This is a genomic window from Streptomyces globosus (assembly GCF_003325375.1).
In the GTDB taxonomy this organism is placed as follows: domain Bacteria; phylum Actinomycetota; class Actinomycetes; order Streptomycetales; family Streptomycetaceae; genus Streptomyces; species Streptomyces globosus_A.
The window spans coordinates 1,040,066-1,058,129 of the sequence record NZ_CP030862.1 but is presented as its reverse complement, the minus strand read 5'-3'; the positions used below and the strand labels follow the sequence as shown (position 1 = coordinate 1,058,129).

18 protein-coding genes and 1 riboswitch are annotated in these 18,064 nt (G+C 72.4%); of the genes, 10 read left to right on the top strand and 8 right to left on the bottom strand.

The window, feature by feature from the left end:
• Window positions 1–165: 165 nt before the first annotated feature.
• The 3 genes from C0216_RS05060 to C0216_RS05050 all read left to right on the top strand — a co-directional run bounded on the left by C0216_RS05060 (window position 166) and on the right by C0216_RS05050 (window position 3,472).
• Window positions 166–930, top strand: coding sequence for a GntR family transcriptional regulator (locus C0216_RS05060; protein ID WP_114054096.1), 765 nt, complete (start codon window positions 166–168; stop codon window positions 928–930).
• Between the two features lie 191 nt (window positions 931–1,121).
• Window positions 1,122–3,275 (top strand): carbon starvation CstA family protein, encoded by a 2,154-nt coding sequence (locus C0216_RS05055; RefSeq protein ID WP_114054095.1) that lies wholly within the window; start codon window positions 1,122–1,124, stop codon window positions 3,273–3,275.
• A complete protein-coding gene (locus C0216_RS05050) occupies window positions 3,272–3,472 on the top strand; it encodes a YbdD/YjiX family protein (protein ID WP_114054094.1) in 201 nt (66 codons plus the stop codon). Before C0216_RS05055 ends, C0216_RS05050 begins: the two co-directional genes overlap by 4 nt.
• 65 nt (window positions 3,473–3,537) lie before the next feature.
• Here C0216_RS05050 and C0216_RS05045 read toward each other — a convergent pair whose 3' ends face one another.
• Window positions 3,538–4,122, bottom strand: a complete 585-nt coding sequence (locus C0216_RS05045; protein WP_114054093.1) for a Uma2 family endonuclease — start codon at window positions 4,120–4,122, stop codon at window positions 3,538–3,540.
• 208 nt (window positions 4,123–4,330) lie between these two features.
• A riboswitch (cobalamin riboswitch) is annotated at window positions 4,331–4,453 on the top strand.
• A gap of 147 nt (window positions 4,454–4,600) precedes the next feature.
• On the opposite strand from C0216_RS05045, the gene C0216_RS05040 reads away from it, so the two are divergent.
• The 3 genes from C0216_RS05040 (at window position 4,601) to C0216_RS05030 (ending at window position 9,186) form a co-directional block, all read left to right on the top strand.
• Window positions 4,601–7,003, top strand: a complete 2,403-nt coding sequence (locus C0216_RS05040) for a ribonucleoside-diphosphate reductase subunit alpha (protein ID WP_114054092.1) — start codon at window positions 4,601–4,603, stop codon at window positions 7,001–7,003.
• A 58-nt stretch (window positions 7,004–7,061) separates the two neighbouring features.
• A complete protein-coding gene (locus tag C0216_RS05035) occupies window positions 7,062–8,069 on the top strand; it encodes a ribonucleotide-diphosphate reductase subunit beta (protein ID WP_114054091.1) in 1,008 nt (335 codons plus the stop codon).
• A 145-nt stretch (window positions 8,070–8,214) separates the two neighbouring features.
• Window positions 8,215–9,186, top strand: a complete 972-nt coding sequence (locus C0216_RS05030) for a helix-turn-helix domain-containing protein (protein WP_114058462.1) — start codon at window positions 8,215–8,217, stop codon at window positions 9,184–9,186.
• Window positions 9,187–9,230: 44 nt separating this feature from the next.
• On the opposite strand, the gene def is transcribed toward C0216_RS05030, so the two are convergent.
• From def to C0216_RS05000, 6 genes are all read right to left on the bottom strand, one after another.
• Window positions 9,231–9,866, bottom strand: coding sequence for a peptide deformylase (gene def / locus C0216_RS05025; protein ID WP_114054090.1), 636 nt, complete (start codon window positions 9,864–9,866; stop codon window positions 9,231–9,233).
• Between the two features lie 67 nt (window positions 9,867–9,933).
• Window positions 9,934–10,923, bottom strand: coding sequence for a tetratricopeptide repeat protein (locus C0216_RS05020; protein WP_114058461.1), 990 nt, complete (start codon window positions 10,921–10,923; stop codon window positions 9,934–9,936).
• Between the two features lie 260 nt (window positions 10,924–11,183).
• Complete coding sequence (gene rsrA, locus C0216_RS05015) at window positions 11,184–11,486, bottom strand: mycothiol system anti-sigma-R factor (protein WP_114054089.1); 303 nt, start codon at window positions 11,484–11,486, stop codon at window positions 11,184–11,186.
• Complete coding sequence (locus C0216_RS05010; protein WP_174250349.1) at window positions 11,483–12,127, bottom strand: sigma-70 family RNA polymerase sigma factor; 645 nt, start codon at window positions 12,125–12,127, stop codon at window positions 11,483–11,485. The genes rsrA and C0216_RS05010 overlap by 4 nt, the downstream gene beginning before the upstream one ends.
• Window positions 12,128–12,392: 265 nt before the next feature.
• A complete protein-coding gene (locus C0216_RS05005) occupies window positions 12,393–13,061 on the bottom strand; it encodes an alpha/beta hydrolase family protein (protein WP_114054087.1) in 669 nt (222 codons plus the stop codon).
• Window positions 13,062–13,078: 17 nt separating this feature from the next.
• Entirely contained in the window at window positions 13,079–13,897 is an 819-nt protein-coding gene (locus tag C0216_RS05000; RefSeq protein WP_114054086.1) for an SOS response-associated peptidase, read from the bottom strand.
• 53 nt (window positions 13,898–13,950) lie between these two features.
• On the opposite strand from C0216_RS05000, the gene C0216_RS04995 reads away from it, so the two are divergent.
• The 4 genes from C0216_RS04995 to C0216_RS04980 all read left to right on the top strand — a co-directional run bounded on the left by C0216_RS04995 (window position 13,951) and on the right by C0216_RS04980 (window position 17,523).
• Entirely contained in the window at window positions 13,951–14,664 is a 714-nt protein-coding gene (locus C0216_RS04995) for a M50 family metallopeptidase (RefSeq protein WP_114054085.1), read from the top strand.
• Between the two features lie 65 nt (window positions 14,665–14,729).
• The gene (aroA, locus tag C0216_RS04990; protein WP_114058460.1) at window positions 14,730–16,067 is read left to right on the top strand and encodes a 3-phosphoshikimate 1-carboxyvinyltransferase; all 1,338 of its coding nucleotides are present in this window, start codon (window positions 14,730–14,732) and stop codon (window positions 16,065–16,067) included.
• A gap of 9 nt (window positions 16,068–16,076) precedes the next feature.
• Window positions 16,077–17,087, top strand: a complete 1,011-nt coding sequence (rsgA, locus tag C0216_RS04985; RefSeq protein WP_114054084.1) for a ribosome small subunit-dependent GTPase A — start codon at window positions 16,077–16,079, stop codon at window positions 17,085–17,087.
• A 112-nt stretch (window positions 17,088–17,199) separates the two neighbouring features.
• Window positions 17,200–17,523 (top strand): DMT family transporter, encoded by a 324-nt coding sequence (locus tag C0216_RS04980; protein ID WP_114054083.1) that lies wholly within the window; start codon window positions 17,200–17,202, stop codon window positions 17,521–17,523.
• On the opposite strand, the gene C0216_RS04975 is transcribed toward C0216_RS04980, so the two are convergent.
• Window positions 17,489–18,064, bottom strand: coding sequence for a TetR/AcrR family transcriptional regulator (locus tag C0216_RS04975; protein WP_114054082.1), 576 nt, complete (start codon window positions 18,062–18,064; stop codon window positions 17,489–17,491). The two genes, C0216_RS04980 and C0216_RS04975, sit on opposite strands and share 35 nt — an antisense overlap.

Here is an 18,064-nt window from a genome sequence, read left to right as displayed (position 1 = left end):
CCTTTAGGGGTGTCAAGGGTCTAATGATCGGGGGCCCGGTCCCGTTACCGGACCGACACCTGGGGGAGGGAGGAGGCCCGCCCTCCCACCCGTGTCACGATGTGACCGCACATATCGGAGGAGCCGGTGACGGCAGTGAAACTGGAGTCGGGAAGGCGGGCGGCGATGGCCACCGAAGGGGCGACCACCGAGCCGGAGGGCGGGGCGGCCACTCGCACCGCGCGCGTGCCCAAGTACTACCGACTCAAGAGGCACTTGCTCGACATGACGGAAACGCTGCCCCCCGGCACGCCCGTCCCCCCGGAGCGCACGCTCGCCGCCGAGTTCGACACCTCCCGGACCACCGTCCGCCAGGCCCTCCAGGAACTCGTCGTCGAGGGCCGGCTGGAGCGCATCCAGGGCAAGGGCACCTTCGTCGCCAAGCCCAAGGTCTCCCAGCCCCTGCAACTCTCCTCCTACACGGAGGACATGCGCGCCCAGGGCCTGGAGCCCACCTCCCAGCTCCTCGACATCGGCTACGTCACCGCCGACGACACCCTCGCCGGCCTGCTGAAGATCACCACGGGCGGGCGCGTGCTGCGCATCGAGCGGCTGCGCCTGGCCAGCGGCGAGCCCATGGCCATCGAGACGACCCACCTGTCCGCCAAGCGCTTCCCCGCCCTGCGCCGGTCGCTGGCCAAGTACAGCTCCCTCTACACCGCCCTCGCCGAGGTGTACGGGGTCCGGCTCGCCGAGGCCGAGGAGACCATCGAGACCTCCCTGGCCACCCCGCGCGAGGCCGGACTGCTCGGCACCGACGTCGGCCTGCCCATGCTGATGCTCTCCCGGCACTCCCTGGACGCCGACGGCGAGCCCGTGGAGTGGGTGCGCTCGGTCTACCGCGGAGATCGTTACAAGTTCGTCGCCCGACTCCGGCGCCCCGCCGTCTGATCCGTAGTTGACTCTCGTTCCGCTGTGCGGACGGGGGCTTACGCACACCGGGCGGCCCCCGTAGATTCCCTGCACTCACGCAGATGATCAACGAGGGGACGAGGATCATGCCGGAACCGGAAGCAACAGGTACACCACGCACCGAGGCGGGTCCGGGCGCGAGCCCGGGCTCGCCTTCCGCATCGGGCCGCATGACCCCGAAGTCGATCGCGGTATGGGTGCTCGTGGCCCTCGCCGGGGCCGCCGGCTGGGCCGTGCTCGCCCTCTCCCGCGGCGAGGAGGTCTCCGCCGCCTGGCTGCTCGCCGCGGCGCTCGGCTCGTACGCGATCGGCTACCGCTTCTACGCGCGGTTCATCGCGCACCGCGTGCTGAAGGTCGACAAGACGCGGGCCACCCCCGCCGAACGCCTCGACAACGGTGTCGACTTCCACCCCACCGACCGCCGGGTGCTCTTCGGCCACCACTTCGCCGCCGTCGCCGGCGCCGGCCCGCTGGTCGGCCCCGTCCTCGCCGCGCAGATGGGATACCTGCCCGGCACCATCTGGATCGTCGCCGGCGTCATCTTCGCGGGCGCCGTCCAGGACATGGTGACGCTGTTCTTCTCCACCCGGCGCGACGGGCGCTCGCTCGGGCAGATGGCCCGGGACGAGATCGGCCCCGTCGGCGGCGCCGCCGCCCTGGTCGCCGTGTTCGCCATCATGATCATCCTGCTGGCGGTGCTCGCGCTCGTCATCGTCAACGCCCTCGCGCACTCCCCCTGGGGCGTCTTCTCCATCGGCATGACCATCCCGATCGCCCTCTTCATGGGCTTCTACCTGCGCGTGCTGCGGCCCGGGCGGGTCACCGAGGTCTCCGTCATCGGCGTCGCCCTGCTGCTGCTCGCGATCGTCGCGGGCGGCTGGGTCGCCGAGTCCTCGCTGGCGTCGACCTTCACCCTGGAGAAGGAGACGCTGATCATCTGGATGGTCGCGTACGGCTTCGTCGCCTCCGTCCTGCCGGTGTGGATGCTGCTCGCGCCCCGCGACTACCTCTCCACCTTCATGAAGATCGGCACGATCGCGATGCTCGCCCTGGGCGTCGTCATCGCCATGCCGACCCTGCGGATGCCGTCCGTCACGGAGTTCGCCTCCCGCGGCGACGGCCCCGTCTTCGCGGGGTCCATGTTCCCGTTCGTCTTCATCACGATCGCCTGCGGCGCCCTGTCCGGCTTCCACGCCCTGGTCTCCTCCGGCACCACCCCGAAGATGATCCAGAAGGAGACCCAGGTCCGGGTCATCGGCTACGGCTCGATGCTGACCGAGTCCTTCGTGGCCGTCATGGCGATGATCTGCGCGACGATCATCGAGCCCGGGCTGTTCTTCGCGGTCAACTCCCCCGCCGGCGTCGTCGGCACCACCGTCCAGAGCGCCTCCCAGGCCGTCGCCGACTTCGGCTTCGCCGTCTCGCCCGAGTACCTCGCCCAGGCCGCGAAGGACGTCGAGGAGAGCAGCCTGCTCTCCCGCACCGGCGGCGCGCCCACGTTCGCACTCGGGATGTCGGAGATCTTCTCGGCCGTCGTCGGCGGCGTCGGCATGAAGGCGTTCTGGTACCACTTCGCCATCATGTTCGAGGCGCTGTTCATCCTGACCACGCTCGATGCCGGCACCCGCGTCGGCCGGTTCATGCTCCAGGACACCCTCGGCAACGTGCACAAGTCCTTCAAGGACGTCAGCTGGAAGCCGGGCGTGTGGCTGGCCAGTGCGCTCGTCGTCGGCGCCTGGGGGTACTTCCTGTGGGTCGGCGTGAAGGACCCGCTGGGCGGCATCAACCAGCTCTTCCCGCTGTTCGGCATCGCGAACCAGCTGCTCGCCGCGGTGGCCCTGGCTGTCTGCACGACGCTGCTGGTGAAGTCCGGCCGGCTCAAGTGGGCGTGGGTGACCGGCGTGCCGCTCGCCTGGGACGTGGCCGTCACCCTCACCGCGAGCTACCAGAAGATCTTCTCGGACGACGTGAAGGTCGGCTTCTTCGCCCAGCGCGAGAAGTACCAGGAGGGCATCGAGGCAGGGCAGGTCCTGAAGCCCGCCAAGAACATGGACGAGATGCACACCATCGTCACCAACGCCACCGTGGACGGGGTGCTGTCGGCGCTGTTCGCGCTGCTGATCCTGATCGTGCTCCTGGACGCGCTGCGGACCTGCGTCAAGGCCGTCCGCGACCCCGCGTCGGCCACGCTCTCGGAGGTCCCGTGGACCGAGTCGAAGATCATCGCACCGGCCGGGCTCATCGCGACGCGCGAGGAGCGGGCCGAACTCGCCGCGGCCGGCCTGGAATCCGGCGGCGGCCGCGTGAAGGAGCCGGTGGCATGAGCGGCGGCGTCCGCGGCGCCCTGGCGAAGGCGCGGTACTACGTACGGGAGTTCTCCGGCGAGGCGGCGTACGACCGGTACGTCGCGCACGCCCGCTCCCACGATCCGGACGCCGAGGTCATGACCCGCCGCGCCTTCGAACGCGCCCGCACCGACGCGCGTGAGGGGGACCCCCGGGGCGGCTTCCGCTGCTGCTGAGGGCTGCCGCACCGGCGCACGGCCAGGGCCCCGCCATCCGGCGGGGCCCTGCGCCGCCGACGGCCTCAGCGCACCCAGTTCTTGAGTGGCTCGGTGTCCAGGGCAATGCCGACGGGCTCCGGCAGGGCGATGTCCGATCCGTACGGCACGACGTGAACGCTCTCGTACCGGCGGCCGTTCGGCTGGCTGTAGACGGACACCTCGCACTTGGCCCTGTCGACGAGCAGGTAGACAGGGATGCCCGTCTCCGCATAAGCGCGGGGCTTCTCAACATGGTCGCGGCGATGCGTGTCCGAATCCCAGGACGTCACCTCGACAGCCATCAGGATCGGTTCGGGGTCGGCCCAGTCGCCCTGGCCTACGAAAGCGTCCTCGTGTGCCAGTACGGCGTCCGGGATCGCGCGCCCCGTCCGGTACTCCTGCGCCTTGATCCCAACGCCCTGGTGCAGCCAGAGTTCGGGCTGGTGCTGGATACAGATCCGCGTGAGCCACTGGATGATGCGCCCGTGGTCCCCGTCCGGCATGGCCTTGCTCCTGATGACACCGTCGATGAATTCCAGCCGCAGCCCCTCGATCTCCCGGGCGCCTATGCGCGCCAGGGCCTCGAATTCGTCGGACAGCAGGTGGGGCCGGTCTGTCATCACGGTCACGCCTCGCTCGCCTTCCTCGACGGTGCTTTTCCCCCAGACGATAGCGCCGGTCACCCGCCCGCGTCCGGCACACGCGGCGGCCTGGACTGCGACAGCCGGGGCCGCGGGCGCCCCACGGATCTCGCCTACCGACTGGAGCTGTGGGACCACACTCAGCGAAGGCGGACACAACATCTAGGGGGTCACACAGAGGGCGCCCACCACATGTATGCTCATCCTCGCTGTCGCCGCAGGGGAATCCGGTGGGAATCCGGAACTGTCCCGCAACGGTATGAAGTACACCCATCGGTGTCACCGAAGTCCGACGACCTGCCGACAGTGCGCCCGGCTCGACCGAACCGGGTGCCGACCACGTCCGGGCCTCGCGGTAGGGCCTGCGGACGACGCGCGGTGCCGCCCTTGCCGGGCCCTGCCCGCGCGCGCCCGCTCGCGCCCGCACCGCCGGTGCCCCGGAGCCGAGCGAGGGAGAGCTCCCCCCGTGACCATCGCGCCTTCCGCACCGCGCGCCGAGTCCGACCCGTCCGACCACGGAGCTGAGGCCGGGGGCCCCGGGGCCGCGCTGCTGCGCACCCTCACCGAGCTGACCGCCGACCTTCCCGACACCGACCCCGGCCGTGTCGCCGCCGCCGCGCTCCGCGGCCGCAGCGCCGCCGCCGACGAGGCCGAGCTGCGCGGGCTGGCCACCGAGGCCGCCGCCGGCCTGATCTCGGAGGACCCGGCGTACTCCCGGCTCGCCGCCCGGCTGCTGACGGTCGCCGTCGCCGAGGAGGCCGCGAGCCAGGGCTCGACCTCCTTCTCCGCGTCCGTCGAGGTCGGCCACCGCGAGGGCCTGATCGCCGACCGCACCGCCGAGTTCGTCCGCCTCCACGCGAGCCGCCTCGACGCGCTCGTCGAGCACACCCTCGCCGAGGGCGCCGACGACCGCTTCGGCTTCTTCGGCCTGCGCACCCTGCACAGCCGCTACCTGCTGCGCCACCCGATCACCCGCCAGGTCATCGAGACCCCGCAGCACTTCATGCTGCGCGTCGCCTGCGGCCTCGCCGCCGACGACAGCGCCGCCGCCGTCGAGGAAGTCGCCTCCCTCTACCGGCTGATGAGCCGCCTGGACTACCTGCCGTCGTCGCCCACCCTCTTCAACTCCGGCACCCGGCACCCGCAGATGTCCTCCTGCTACCTGCTGGACTCCCCGCTGGACGAGCTCGACTCGATCTACGACCGCTACCACCAGGTGGCGCGCCTGTCGAAGCACGCCGGCGGCATCGGCCTGTCGTACTCGCGCATCCGCGCCCGCGGCTCCCTGATCCGCGGCACGAACGGCCACTCCAACGGCATCGTCCCGTTCCTGAAGACCCTCGACGCCTCCGTCGCCGCCGTGAACCAGGGCGGCCGCCGCAAGGGCGCCGCCGCCGTCTACCTGGAGACCTGGCACGCGGACATCGAGGAGTTCCTGGAGCTGCGCGACAACACCGGCGAGGACGCCCGCCGCACGCACAACCTGAACCTCGCGCACTGGATCCCCGACGAGTTCATGCGCCGCGTGAACGCCGACGGCGAGTGGTCGCTGTTCTCCCCGTCCGACGTCCCCGAGCTGGTCGACCTGTACGGCGAGGAGTTCGACGCCGCCTACACCAAGGCCGAGCAGGCCGGGCTCGCCAAGAAGACCATGCCCGCCCGCGAGCTGTACGGCCGCATGATGCGCACCCTCGCGCAGACCGGCCAGGGCTGGATGACGTTCAAGGACGCCTCCAACCGGACCGCGAACCAGACCGCGCTCCCCGGCACGGTCGTCCACTCCTCCAACCTGTGCACCGAGATCATCGAGGTCACCAACGACGGCGAGACCGCCGTCTGCAACCTCGGCTCGGTCAACCTCGGCGCGTTCGTGCTCGCCGAGACCGGCGAGATGGACTGGGAGCGCCTGGACGAGACCGTCCGCACGGCCGTGACCTTCCTCGACCGCGTGGTGGACATCAACTTCTACCCGACGGAGCAGGCCGGCCGCTCCAACGCCAAGTGGCGCCCGGTGGGCCTGGGTGCGATGGGCCTGCAGGACGTCTTCTTCAAGCTGCGCCTGCCCTTCGACTCCGCCGAGGCGAAGGCGCTGTCCACGAAGATTGCCGAGCGCATCATGCTCGCGGCGTACGAGGCCTCCGCGGACCTCGCGGAGAAGCACGGCCCCGTCCCGGCGTGGGCGGAGACCCGTACCGCGCAGGGTGTGCTGCACCCCGACCACTACGGCACCGAGCGGGCCTGGCCGGAGCGCTGGGAGGCGCTGCGCACCCGGATCGCCGAGACCGGCATGCGCAACTCGCTGCTGCTGGCCATCGCGCCGACGGCGACGATCGCCTCGATCGCGGGCGTGTACGAGTGCATCGAGCCGCAGGTGTCGAACCTGTTCAAGCGCGAGACGCTGTCGGGTGAGTTCCTCCAGGTCAACGCCTACCTGGTGGAGGACCTGAAGAAGCTCGGCGTGTGGGACGCGCAGACCCGCGAGGCGCTGCGCGACTCGTCCGGCTCGGTTCAGGGCTTCAACTGGATCCCGGCCGACGTCCGCGAGCTGTACCGGACGGCGTGGGAGATCCCGCAGCGCGGCCTGATCGACATGGCGGCGGCCCGGACCCCGTACCTGGACCAGTCGCAGTCGCTGAACCTGTTCATGGAGACGCCGACCATCGGCAAGCTGTCGTCGATGTACGCGTACGCCTGGAAGCAGGGTCTGAAGACGACCTACTACCTGCGGTCGCGTCCGGCGACGAAGATCGCCCGGGCCGCGTCGGGCGCCGCCGTCCCGGCCGCCGCGACCCCGCTGCCGCAGGCCGTGGACGCCGACGCGCTGGCCTGCTCGCTGGAGAACCCCGAGTCCTGCGAAGCCTGCCAGTAACCCGCTCCCGCCACCCGACCACCACTCCTGGAGGACGGCGCCGCGCGCGCCGACTGCTATGACCGACAAGAACCTGCTCGACCCCGGCTTCGAGCTGACGCTCCGCCCGATGCGCTACCCGGACTTCTACGAGCGCTACCGGGACGCGATCAAGAACACGTGGACGGTGGAGGAGGTCGACCTCCACTCGGACGTGGCCGACCTGGCGAAGCTGACGCCCGCCGAGCAGCACATGATCGGCCGCCTGGTCGCGTTCTTCGCGACGGGCGACTCGATCGTGGCGAACAACCTGGTCCTGACGCTGTACAAGCACATCAACTCCCCGGAGGCGCGCCTGTACCTGTCGCGCCAGCTGTTCGAGGAGGCCGTGCACGTCCAGTTCTACCTGACGCTGCTCGACACCTACCTGCCCGATCCCGACGACCGCGCGGCCGCCTTCGCGGCGGTGGAGAACATCCCCTCCATCCGCGAGAAGGCGCAGTTCTGCTTCAAGTGGATGGACTCGGTCGAGAAGATCGACCGGCTGGAGACGCAGGCCGACCGCCGCCGCTTCCTGCTGAACCTGATCTGCTTCGCCGCGTGCATCGAGGGCCTGTTCTTCTACGGCGCCTTCGCGTACGTGTACTGGTTCCGCTCGCGCGGCCTGCTGCACGGCCTGGCGACCGGCACGAACTGGGTCTTCCGCGACGAGACCATGCACATGAACTTCGCGTTCGAGGTCGTGGACACGGTCCGCAAGGAGGAGCCGGAGCTCTTCGACGACGCGCTGCGGCAGCAGGTCACGGACATGCTGAAGGAAGCCGTCGAGGCGGAGCTCCAGTTCGGCCGCGACCTGTGCGGCGACGGCCTGCCCGGCATGAACACCGAGTCGATGCGCGAGTACCTGGAGTGCGTCGCCGACCAGCGCCTGGTGCGCCTCGGCTTCCCGCCGGTGTACGGCTCGCAGAACCCGTTCTCGTTCATGGAGCTCCAGGGCGTGCAGGAGCTGACGAACTTCTTCGAGCGCCGCCCGTCGGCGTACCAGGTCGCGGTCGAGGGCACCGTCGACCTGGACGAGGACTTCTGACGGCTGCGGCCCGCCGCGGCCGCTCCCGCACCACCTCCGGATCGGCCGGCGGCTGCCTCGCGCAGCGGCCGGCCGATCCGGCGTTTCCGAGCAGACCGCATGGCAGGAGATCCACGTACGCCTGGGTTCCTGCCAGACTGTGGTCGTGCTGAAGAACGTGGCTGTGGCGCTGATGCCCGGGGTAGCCCCCTTCGAGCTGGGCATCTTCTGCGAGGTGTTCGGCATCGACCGCAGTGCGGAGGGGCTGCCGGCGTTCGACTTCGCGGTCTGCGCGGTGGGCGACCGCCGCACCCCCGCCGGCGACGGGCACTTCGACGTGGTCGCCCCACACGGGGTGGAGCGCCTGGACGAGGCGGACCTGGTCTGCGTCCCGGCCGACCGCGGCGCCGCCGCGCGCACGTACCCGGAGCCGCTGCTGGCGGCCCTGCGCCGGGCCGTGGACCGCGGGGCGCGGGTACTCAGCGTGTGCAGCGGCGCCTTCGTGCTGGGCGCGGCCGGGCTGCTCGACGGCCGGCGCTGCACGACGCACTGGATGCACGCCGAGACCCTGGCGCGTCGCTTCCCGCGGGCCGTCGTCGACCCCGGCGTGCTGTACGTGGACGAGGGCCCGGTGGTGACCGCCGCGGGCACGGCCTCGGGGATCGACGCCTGCCTGCACCTGCTGCGGCAGGAGCACGGCGCGGAGGCGGCGGGGGTGGTGGCCCGGCGGATGGTGGTGCCGCCGCACCGGGACGGCGGCCAGGCCCAGTACATCCGCCGCCCGCTGCCCCGTGCGTCCGGCGACGCGGTCGGCGGGGTGATCGCGTGGATGGCAGGCCACCTGGCCGAGGAGATCACCGTCGAGCAGCTCGCGGAGCGGGCCCGGATGTCCCCGCGGACCTTCGCGCGCCGCTTCCTGCAGGAGACGGGGACGACCCCCTACCAGTGGGTGCTGCGGCAGCGCGTGCTGCTGGCGCAGGAGCTTCTGGAAGCCACGGACGACACGGTGGACGCCATCGCGGGCCGCTGCGGCTTCGGCAGCGCGGCCGCACTGCGCCACCACTTCCTGCGGACCCTCGGCACGACGCCGAACGCCTTCCGCCGCACCTTCCGCGGTCCGGGCGGCACGGCGGCCTGAGGCCGGGGGCCGGCCGCCGCGCCGCCGCGGACCGCCTCGCCGCGTCAGTCGTTCGGCACGGTCTCGTAGCGCGGGGTGCCCTCGGCCATCTGCCGCAGGGCGTCCTTGCGGTCCCGCTTGGAGAGGCGGTCGATGTACAGGTAGCCGTACAGGTGGTCCGTCTCGTGCTGGAGGCAGCGCGCGAAGTAGCCGGTGCCCCTCACCTTGATCGGGTTGCCCTGGGCGTCCTGCCCGGTGACCTCGGCGTAGTCCGGGCGGGCCAGCGAGGCGTAGGCGGTCGGGACGGACAGGCAGCCCTCGTTGGAGTCGTCGAGGACGCGGGAGCCGGCCGGCAGCTCCACGAGCCTGGGGTTGACGACAACGCCGGTGTGGCGGACGCCCTCGTCGTCCGGGCAGTCGTAGACGAAGACCTTGGCGTCCACGCCGATCTGGTTCGCGGCGAGTCCGACGCCCTCGGCGGCCTTCTGGCTGGCGAACATGTCGTCGATCAGCTTGGCCAGTTCGTCGCCGAACTCGGTGACGTCCTTGCACTCGCGGTGCAGCACCGGGTTGCCGACCACCGTGATGGGACGGGCGGTGCCGCGCTCGCGGTGGGCGAGCTCGCGCGCCTCACAGTCCTCGGTGTCCACGACGTAACCGTCGTCGTCCACCGCGATGACCTCGTTCTCCTGCTGCGCCATGTCCGCCGTAAGCCTTCCGTGGGTCGACCCGTTCACCGATTGTGCCGGTACAGCCTACGGTGCCCGGTCAGCAGACTTCTTCGAGATCCCGCCAAGCACGGGTGTCGGGGCTGTCCGCGACCCAGCCGTCGAGGAGCCCCTGCACCAGGCCGGCGGGCGCCGCGATGCCGCACTCCCGCTCCGGCACCCACAGGGAGCCCGATCCGGCCGTGCGGTGCCCGAGCGGCCCGGGGTGGCCCGGTTCGCTGTGGTCGTGCGGGTCGAGGTGCTCCCCGTCGCCCTCGCCGCTCGGCATCGCGCTCTCGGAGCAGGTCCGGCACAGCAGCCGAACGGAGGAGGACCAGTCCTCGGCGGCGAACCCCGCGTCGGACGCGAGCTGTTCGAGCGCGTCCCGGTCGGACTCGGCGGCGGCCTCCAGCAGCACGACCCAGGTCGGCACCGGCGAGGGCGCCCACAGCTCGATCTCGTCGAAGACGGGGTAGGAGGGGCCTGCCGCGGTGATGCGCTCGCCGTTCGGCACGCCGTCGTGCAGGACGACCTCGCCCCAGCGCCGCCCCGAGGAGGGCAGCGGGATCGACAGGACCTCGATGCGGGCCGGATCGAGCCGGCGGCCCCAGACGACCTCGGCCTCCCCCTCGGGGGAGAGCCGCACGGCCGCGCTGCCGAGTTCCATGCCGACCGGTTCGCCGCCCTTGCCGTACGGGTCGCCGGGCACCTTCAGCCCGTACGCCTGCCAGGCCCGCCGGGCCAGCGGCCAGTCCTGGAGGGCGGTCGCCGCGATGCCGACGTTCCACCAGTCGGGGGCGCCGGCCTCCCGGTCCAGGAGGGCGACCGCCCGCAGGCCCGCGGCGCGCGCCTGCTCCCAGTCGTGCCGGAACTTGTGCAGCAGCGCCAGGTTGAACCACGACTCGGACAGCCAGGGCTCCAGGTCGGCGGCTCTGGTCAGCAGCGCACCCGCGTCCTCGTACCGACCGTCGCCGATCAGTGTGAACGCTCGGTCGGTGGCCTGCCGCCACGAGGCGGAGGGCCTATGCCGTACCTTCCCGAAGATCCTCACGATTCCCGCCTGCCGGTCCAACGGTGAAGCCTTGCGGACACCCTCACGGACGCTCCTACTCGCATCCAACCATGCCCACTCGGACGGCCGCTCATTACCCATGGGTTACCCCGGCGGGAGGGGGGTGACTCCGTCACGTCCGGCCCGGAAAAACGGCTCGGCCCCCTGATGCGGGGGCCGGTTTCCGGCGCCGCTCCGTACGAACGCCCGCGGATTGGCACCTTCGGGTGAACGGGGCGGCGGGGCCGCCCGCGGCGCGGTCAGCCGGCGGCGGGATCGGCGGTCACGTCGTGCTCGGGCACCGCCTGCCCGGAGCGGATCAGGTCGATCCGCCCCATCACCTTGGCGCGCAGGTCGCTCGGCACGTCGTCCGAGCCGCAGCACCGCTTCACCAGCTTCTTCACGGCCTTTTCCAGGCCGTACTTCTCCAGACAGGGATTGCACTCGCCGAAATGCGTCTCGAACTTCGTGCAGTCGCTGTCGGGCATCTCGTGGTCCAGGAACTCGTACAGGTGGTCCAGGACCTCGGAGCACTCCGTCTCGTGCGGCTCTCCGCAGCTCATGAGCCCGAGCCTTTCAGGTCGTTCGACTCTCCCGCGCCGGCGGGGACCAGCCCGCGCTCGCGGGCGTAGTCCTCCAGCATTCCGCGGAGTTGACGGCGGCCACGGTGCAGCCGGGACATGACCGTACCGATGGGTGTACCCATGATGTCCGCGATCTCCTTGTACGCAAAGCCCTCCACGTCGGCAAGGTAGACCGCGATGCGGAACTCCTCCGGAATGGCCTGGAGCGCCTCCTTCACGTCCGAGTCGGGCAGGTGGTCGAGTGCCTGCGACTCGGCCGACCTCAGGCCCGTGGACATGTGCGACTCGGCGCGCGCCAGCTGCCAGTCCTCGATCTCCTCCGCCGCACTGCGCTGCGGCTCGCGCTGCTTCTTGCGGTAGGAGTTGATGAAGGTGTTGGTCAGAATGCGGTAGAGCCACGCCTTCAGGTTGGTGCCCTCACGGAACTGGTGGAAGGACGCGTACGCCTTCGCGTACGTCTCCTGGACCAGGTCCTCGGCGTCGGCCGGATTGCGCGTCATGCGCAGCGCGGCCGAGTACATCTGGTCGAGGTAGCCGAGGGCGTCCCGCTCGAAGCGCGCATTGCGCTCGGCGGCCGTCTCCTCCGCCTGGCCTCCGTCGGTCCCAGCGACAGGACCCACCTCCTCCGACTGCGTGGCGGCTCCGAGTGCGGACCCGCTCGAATCGGAGAATAGTCGACCATCCCGGCCCTCCGCCGCCCGGAGCGGGCCCCGCCTGGGCCCGGGCAGGACCGTCCATTCGAGCCCTTCGGCCTGCGGACGGCTCTGGCTGATGACCTGGGTCATGCGCTTGCTCTCCTCCGACGCGGTCCCCTGCGTTCCGACATCCGGACAACGCCATGGCCGGGCCGCGCATTCCCCTCCCGGGCGGGCTCTGCCGAATCCGTCAGGTCGCGGCGGCTGCGGCCGGGACCAGCCGGTCCAGCCAGTCGGCAACGCCCTCGGTGATCGCCTCCAGGGCCTCCTCCTGGGTGCGGGATCCCTTCTTCGGCACCGCGAAGCCGTGGTCGCCCCCGGCCGCCTCCAGGAGTTCGTACGCCGGCGGGCCGGGCGGCGGGAACTCCTCGGGCCGCCCGAACGGGTCCCGGCCTCCCTGGACGACCAGGACGGGCAGGCCCGCCCCGGTCAGCTCCGCGGCCCGGGACCGCTCGGGGCGGCCCGGCGGGTGCAGCGGGAACGCCAGCGCCAGCACCCCGGCGGCGCCGAGGCCGGCCCCGGTGCGGCAGGCCACCCGGGCGCCCGCGCTGCGCCCGCCGGCCACGACCGGCAGGCCGGGCTCGGCCAGTGCCGGCCACAGGCCGCGCCAGCCCTCGTCGAGCACCTTGGGAGCGGCCGCGACCCTCCGGCCGGCGACCCTCCAGGGCTGCTCGACGAGGGCGACCGTGACGCCGCGGCCGGGCAGGCCGGCGGCCAGCGCCTGCAGGTCGCGGGCCTCGATGCCGCCGCCCGCACCGTGGCCGAGGGCCAGGACGAGCCGGGCCCCGCCGGCCGCGGGGTACCAGGTGATGCGGGCCTCGCCCGCGGGGGTCTCGACGCTCCGGGTGCGCGTGGTCATGGCCCCATCCTGCCGTTTCAGAACAGGGTCGCCTCTTCCGGCGCGTCGAGTTCGGCCAGCAGCCCGGGGCCGTTGTTGCGGACGCTGCTGACCGCGGTGGAGACCGGGTAGGCGCGCATCAGCCCGGCGGGCGGGGGTGCGAGGAGCTCCTGGAGCGCGCCGTCCGCGTCGGTGTTCGCCGGGTCCAGCCAGGCGTCCCACCGGTCGGGGGTGAGCGCGAGCGGCATCCGCGGGTGGATCTCGGAGAGCGAGCGCGGCCCGTCGGCGGGGGCCGCGGCCAGCGGGGCGGTCTCGGCCTCCGTGGTGACCACCGAGCAGGTGGCCCACCAGGCGCCGGGGCGGCCGGCGGGCACGGCCGGGTCGCGCCAGAACTCGTAGATGCCGGCCATGGCCAGGACGGAGCCGTCGGCGGGGAGGACGAAGTAGGGCTGCTTGCGGGAGCGCTTCCCGAGGCCTTCGACCTCCAGGCGGCGCTCGTCGTGCCCGGTGGCCCACTCGTAGTAGCCGTCGGCGGGGACGATGCAGCGGCGCTGGGCGAAGGGGCGGCGGAAGGACGGCTTCTCGGCGAGGGTCTCCGCCCGGGCGTTGATCATCCGGGCGGCTCCGTCGGCGTTCGCGGCCCAGGAGGGCACGAGCCCCCACTTCACGACGCGCAGCTGGCGAACCGGACGCGGGCCGGCGGCGTCCTTCAGGGGGCGGTCGAGGACGATGCGGACCTGCTTGGTGGGTGCCACGTTCCAGTCGGGTGCCAGGGCCTCCTCGGGCTCCCAGCGCTCGACGCCGAAGAGTTCCGCCAGCTCCTCGGGGCTGCGACTCGCTGCATACCGTCCGCACATGGCTGCCACACTGCCATGTCACCCGACCACCACCGCAAGGAGCCCGCCACCCCATGGACAGCAGCACGACCGCCGGCCTGTGGGACCGGCTCACCGGAATACAGGAGGCGCCGGCCACGTGGCTGGTGATCGCGACGGGCCTGGCCGCGCTGGTGCTGGTCACGCCCGGGCCCGTGTGGCGGGTGTCCCGCAACGCGGTCACCATCGCGCACGAGGGCGGCCACGGGCTGCTGGCCCTGCTGACGGGCCGCCGCCTGGACGGGATACGGCTGCACTCGGACACCAGCGGGGTCACCGTCAGCCGCGGCAAGCCGACCGGCCCCGGCATGATCCTCACGGCGGCCGCCGGCTACACCGCGCCGTCCCTGCTCGGCCTCGGCGGGGCGGCGCTGCTGTCCGCGCACCGCATCACGCTCCTGCTGTGGGCGGCGACGGCCCTGCTGCTGGCGATGCTCCTGATGATCCGCAACGCGTACGGGGCGCTGACGATGGTGCTCACCGGCGGAACGTTCGTCCTGGTCTCCTGGCTGGCCCCGGCGCAGGTGCAGGCGGCGTTCGCCTACGCGGCCGTCTGGTTCCTGCTGCTGGGCGGGGTCCGGCCGGTCTTCGAGCTGGGCGCCAAGCGCCGGCACGGCGGGGCGCCCGATTCGGACGCGGACCAGCTGGGGCGCCTGACGCACACCCCTGCGGTGCTGTGGCTGTTCCTCTTCCACGCGGTGGCGCTGTGCTCGCTCATCGGCGGCGGGCGCTGGCTTCTCAACCTCTGAGACCGCGCCCCGGGGCGAGGCTCGAACACGATCGGGCCCTTCGGGGAGCCACTAAAGTGGTGGCCATGACCGACACCCCCGCGCCTCCCGCCCTCTGGCCTGCCCCGCACGCAGACGGGACCGTCCACGCCACCGTCACCGTGCCCGGGTCGAAGTCGGTCACCAACCGCGCCCTGGTGCTGGCCGCGCTCGCCGCCGAGCCCGGCTGGGTGCGCCGCCCGCTGCGCTCGCGCGACTCGCAGCTCATGGCGGACGCGCTGCGCGCCATGGGCGTCGGCATCGAGGAGACCGCCTCCTCCAGCTCCGGCGACGCCGCCGGCGGCGAGGCCTGGCGGATCATCCCCGCGGCCCTGCACGGCCCGGCCTCCGTGGACGTCGGCAACGCGGGCACCGTCATGCGGTTCCTGCCGCCCGTCGCGACGCTCGCCTCCGGCGACATCCGCTTCGACGGCGACCCGCGCTCCTACGAGCGCCCCCTCGGCCAGGTCATCAACGCCCTGCGCGGCCTGGGCGCCCGTATCGACGACGGCGGCCGCGGCGCGCTGCCCATGACCGTCCACGGCGGCGGCGCCCTGGAGGGCGGCCCGATCGAGCTGGACGCGAGCAACTCCTCGCAGTTCGTCTCCGCGCTGCTGCTGTCGGCGCCCCGCTTCAACCAGGGCGTGGAGGTGCGGCACACCGGCGCGACCCTGCCGTCGATGCCGCACATCCGGATGACGGTGGAGATGCTGCGCGCGGCGGGCGCCCAGGTCGACACCCCGGAGGCGGGCGGCGAGAAGAACGTGTGGCGGGTCTCGCCGGGCGCGCTGCTCGGCCGCGACCTGGTGGTGGAGCCGGACCTGTCGAACGCGCAGCCGTTCCTCGCCGCGGCCCTGATCACCGGCGGCACGGTCACCATCCCCGACTGGCCGCGCCGCACCACCCAGCCCGGTGACGAGCTGCGCCGCATCTTCACCGAAATGGGCGGTTCCTGCGAGGTGACCGACGCGGGCCTGGTCTTCACCGGCAGCGGCAAGATCCACGGCATCGACGTGGACCTCGGCGAGGTCGGCGAGCTGACCCCGGGCATCGCGGCCGTGGCGGCGCTGGCCGACTCGCCGTCCACGCTGCGCGGGGTGGCGCACCTGCGGCTGCACGAGACGGACCGGCTGGCGGCGCTGACCGCGGAGATCAACGGTCTCGGCGGCGACGTCACCGAGACCGCCGACGGACTGCACATCCGTCCGCGGCCGCTGCACGGCGGGGTGTTCCGCACCTACGACGACCACCGGATGGCCACCGCGGGCGCGGTGATCGGCCTGGCCGTCGAGGGCGTGCAGATCGAGAACGTGGCGACGACCGCGAAGACCCTGCCCGACTTCCCCAGGATGTGGACGGACATGCTCGCGGGAGCGGGAGCGTAGGGCCCGGTCATGCGCAGGTACGGCAAGCACACCGACGAGGACGACATCCGGGCGCGGCCCAACCCGAAGGGCAACCGGCCCCGGACCAGCAAGCGGCCCAAGCACGAGGACGCGGCCGAGGGCTTCGTCCTCACCGTCGACCGCGGCCGGCTGACCTGCCTGGTGGAGGACCGCACGGTCGTCGCGATGAAGGCCCGCGAGCTGGGCCGCAAGGCGGCCGTGGTCGGCGACCGGGTGTGGCTCGTCGGCGACCTGTCGGGCGGGAAGGACACCCTCGCGCGGATCGTGCGGATCGAGGAGCGCAGGTCGGTGCTGCGGCGCACCGCGGACGACGACGACCCGTACGAGCGGGTGGTCGTCGCCAACGCCGACCAGCTGGCGATCGTCACGGCGCTGGCGGACCCCGAGCCGCGGCCGCGGATGATCGACCGCTGCCTGGTGGCCGCGTACGACGCGGGGCTGGAGCCGCTGCTGGTGCTGACCAAGTCCGATCTGACGTCCCCGGACAAGCTCCTTGAGGTGTACGCCTCGTTCGGCCTGGCGTACGTGGTGACCAACCGCGAGGAGCTGGCCGTTGGCGAGGCCGCCGAGCGGGTGCGCGAGCGGCTGGCGGGCCGGATCACCGCCTTCGTGGGGCACTCGGGCGTCGGCAAGACGACTCTGGTGAACTCGCTGGTCGGCGAGGGCCGCCAGCGTGCCACGGGCCACGTCAACGCGGTGACGGGCCGCGGCCGGCACACCACCACCTCGGCGCTGGCGCTGCCGCTGCCGTCGGGTGACGGCTGGGTCATCGACACCCCGGGCGTGCGCTCGTTCGGCCTGCACCACGTGGACCCGTCGCGGGTGATCCTCGCCTTCCCCGACCTGGTGCCCGGCACCGAGGACTGCCCGCGGGCGTGCAGCCACGACGAGCAGGACTGCGCGCTGGACGCGTGGGTGGAGGAGGGGCACGCCGATCCGGCGCGGCTGGATTCGCTGCGCCGGCTGCTGCGCACCCGCGAGCGCCGCGAAGGGGACTGATCGTCCGGCGGGGTTCGGCGGGATCCGCCGGGGTTTGCCGCGGCCGCCGTCCGGTGAATGCATAAGCGCACCGAGTGACGCGATGTCACCTTGAGGCGGGGAGGCATTCGCCATGGCGTGGCTGCTGGTCGTCGTCGCCGGACTGTTGGAGACCGGTTTCGCGGTCTGCCTGAAGCTGTCGCACGGGTTCACCCGGCTGTGGCCGACGATCGCCTTCGCCGCCTTCGCGGTCGGCAGCTTCGGGCTCCTGACGATGGCCCTGAAGAAGCTGGACGTGGGCCCGGCGTACGCGGTGTGGACGGGCATCGGGGCGGCGGGCACGGCCGTCTACGGCATGGTGTTCCTCGGCGACCTGGTCTCCACCCTCAAGATCGTCTCGATTTCGCTGGTCATCCTCGGCGTCATCGGACTCCAGCTGTCCGGGTCGGCCCACTGAGCAGCCGCAGCAGCCCGAGCAGCTCCCCCAGCCCGCTCTCGCGCGCGGGCGCGACCACGTACGACAGCGCGAGGCGCACGGCGAGCTCGCACCGGTGCGCGGCGTCGGGCGCGGCGAGCACCTCGGCGGCCCGGTCGCGCACCGCACCGGCCAGCTCCCCCGGACCGGGCGCGGGTACTCCGGGCCGCGCCCCGCGGCCGGGCGGGGCCGGGAGGTTGCCGTCCCAGTGCCCGGTCAGCAGGGCGCGTACGAGGGGCCGGGCCGCGGCGGCCCGCACGGTCCACTCGGCGAGGGAGGCGAGGCGGTCGCCGCTCCCGGCGGCGGGGGCGCGCAGGACCCGGTCGACGCCGTCGAGGTACCAGTCGGCCTCGCGGCGTACGAGGGCGCGGCCGAGGCCCGCCTTGCCCCCGAACTCGTTGTAGAGGGTCTGCCGCGACACCCCGGCGGCGGCCGCCACGTCGACCATCCGCACGGAGGGCCAGGGGCGCGCCGAGAGCGCCGCTCCCGCCGCCTCCAGCAAGGACTCCCGGGCTGTCGGCAT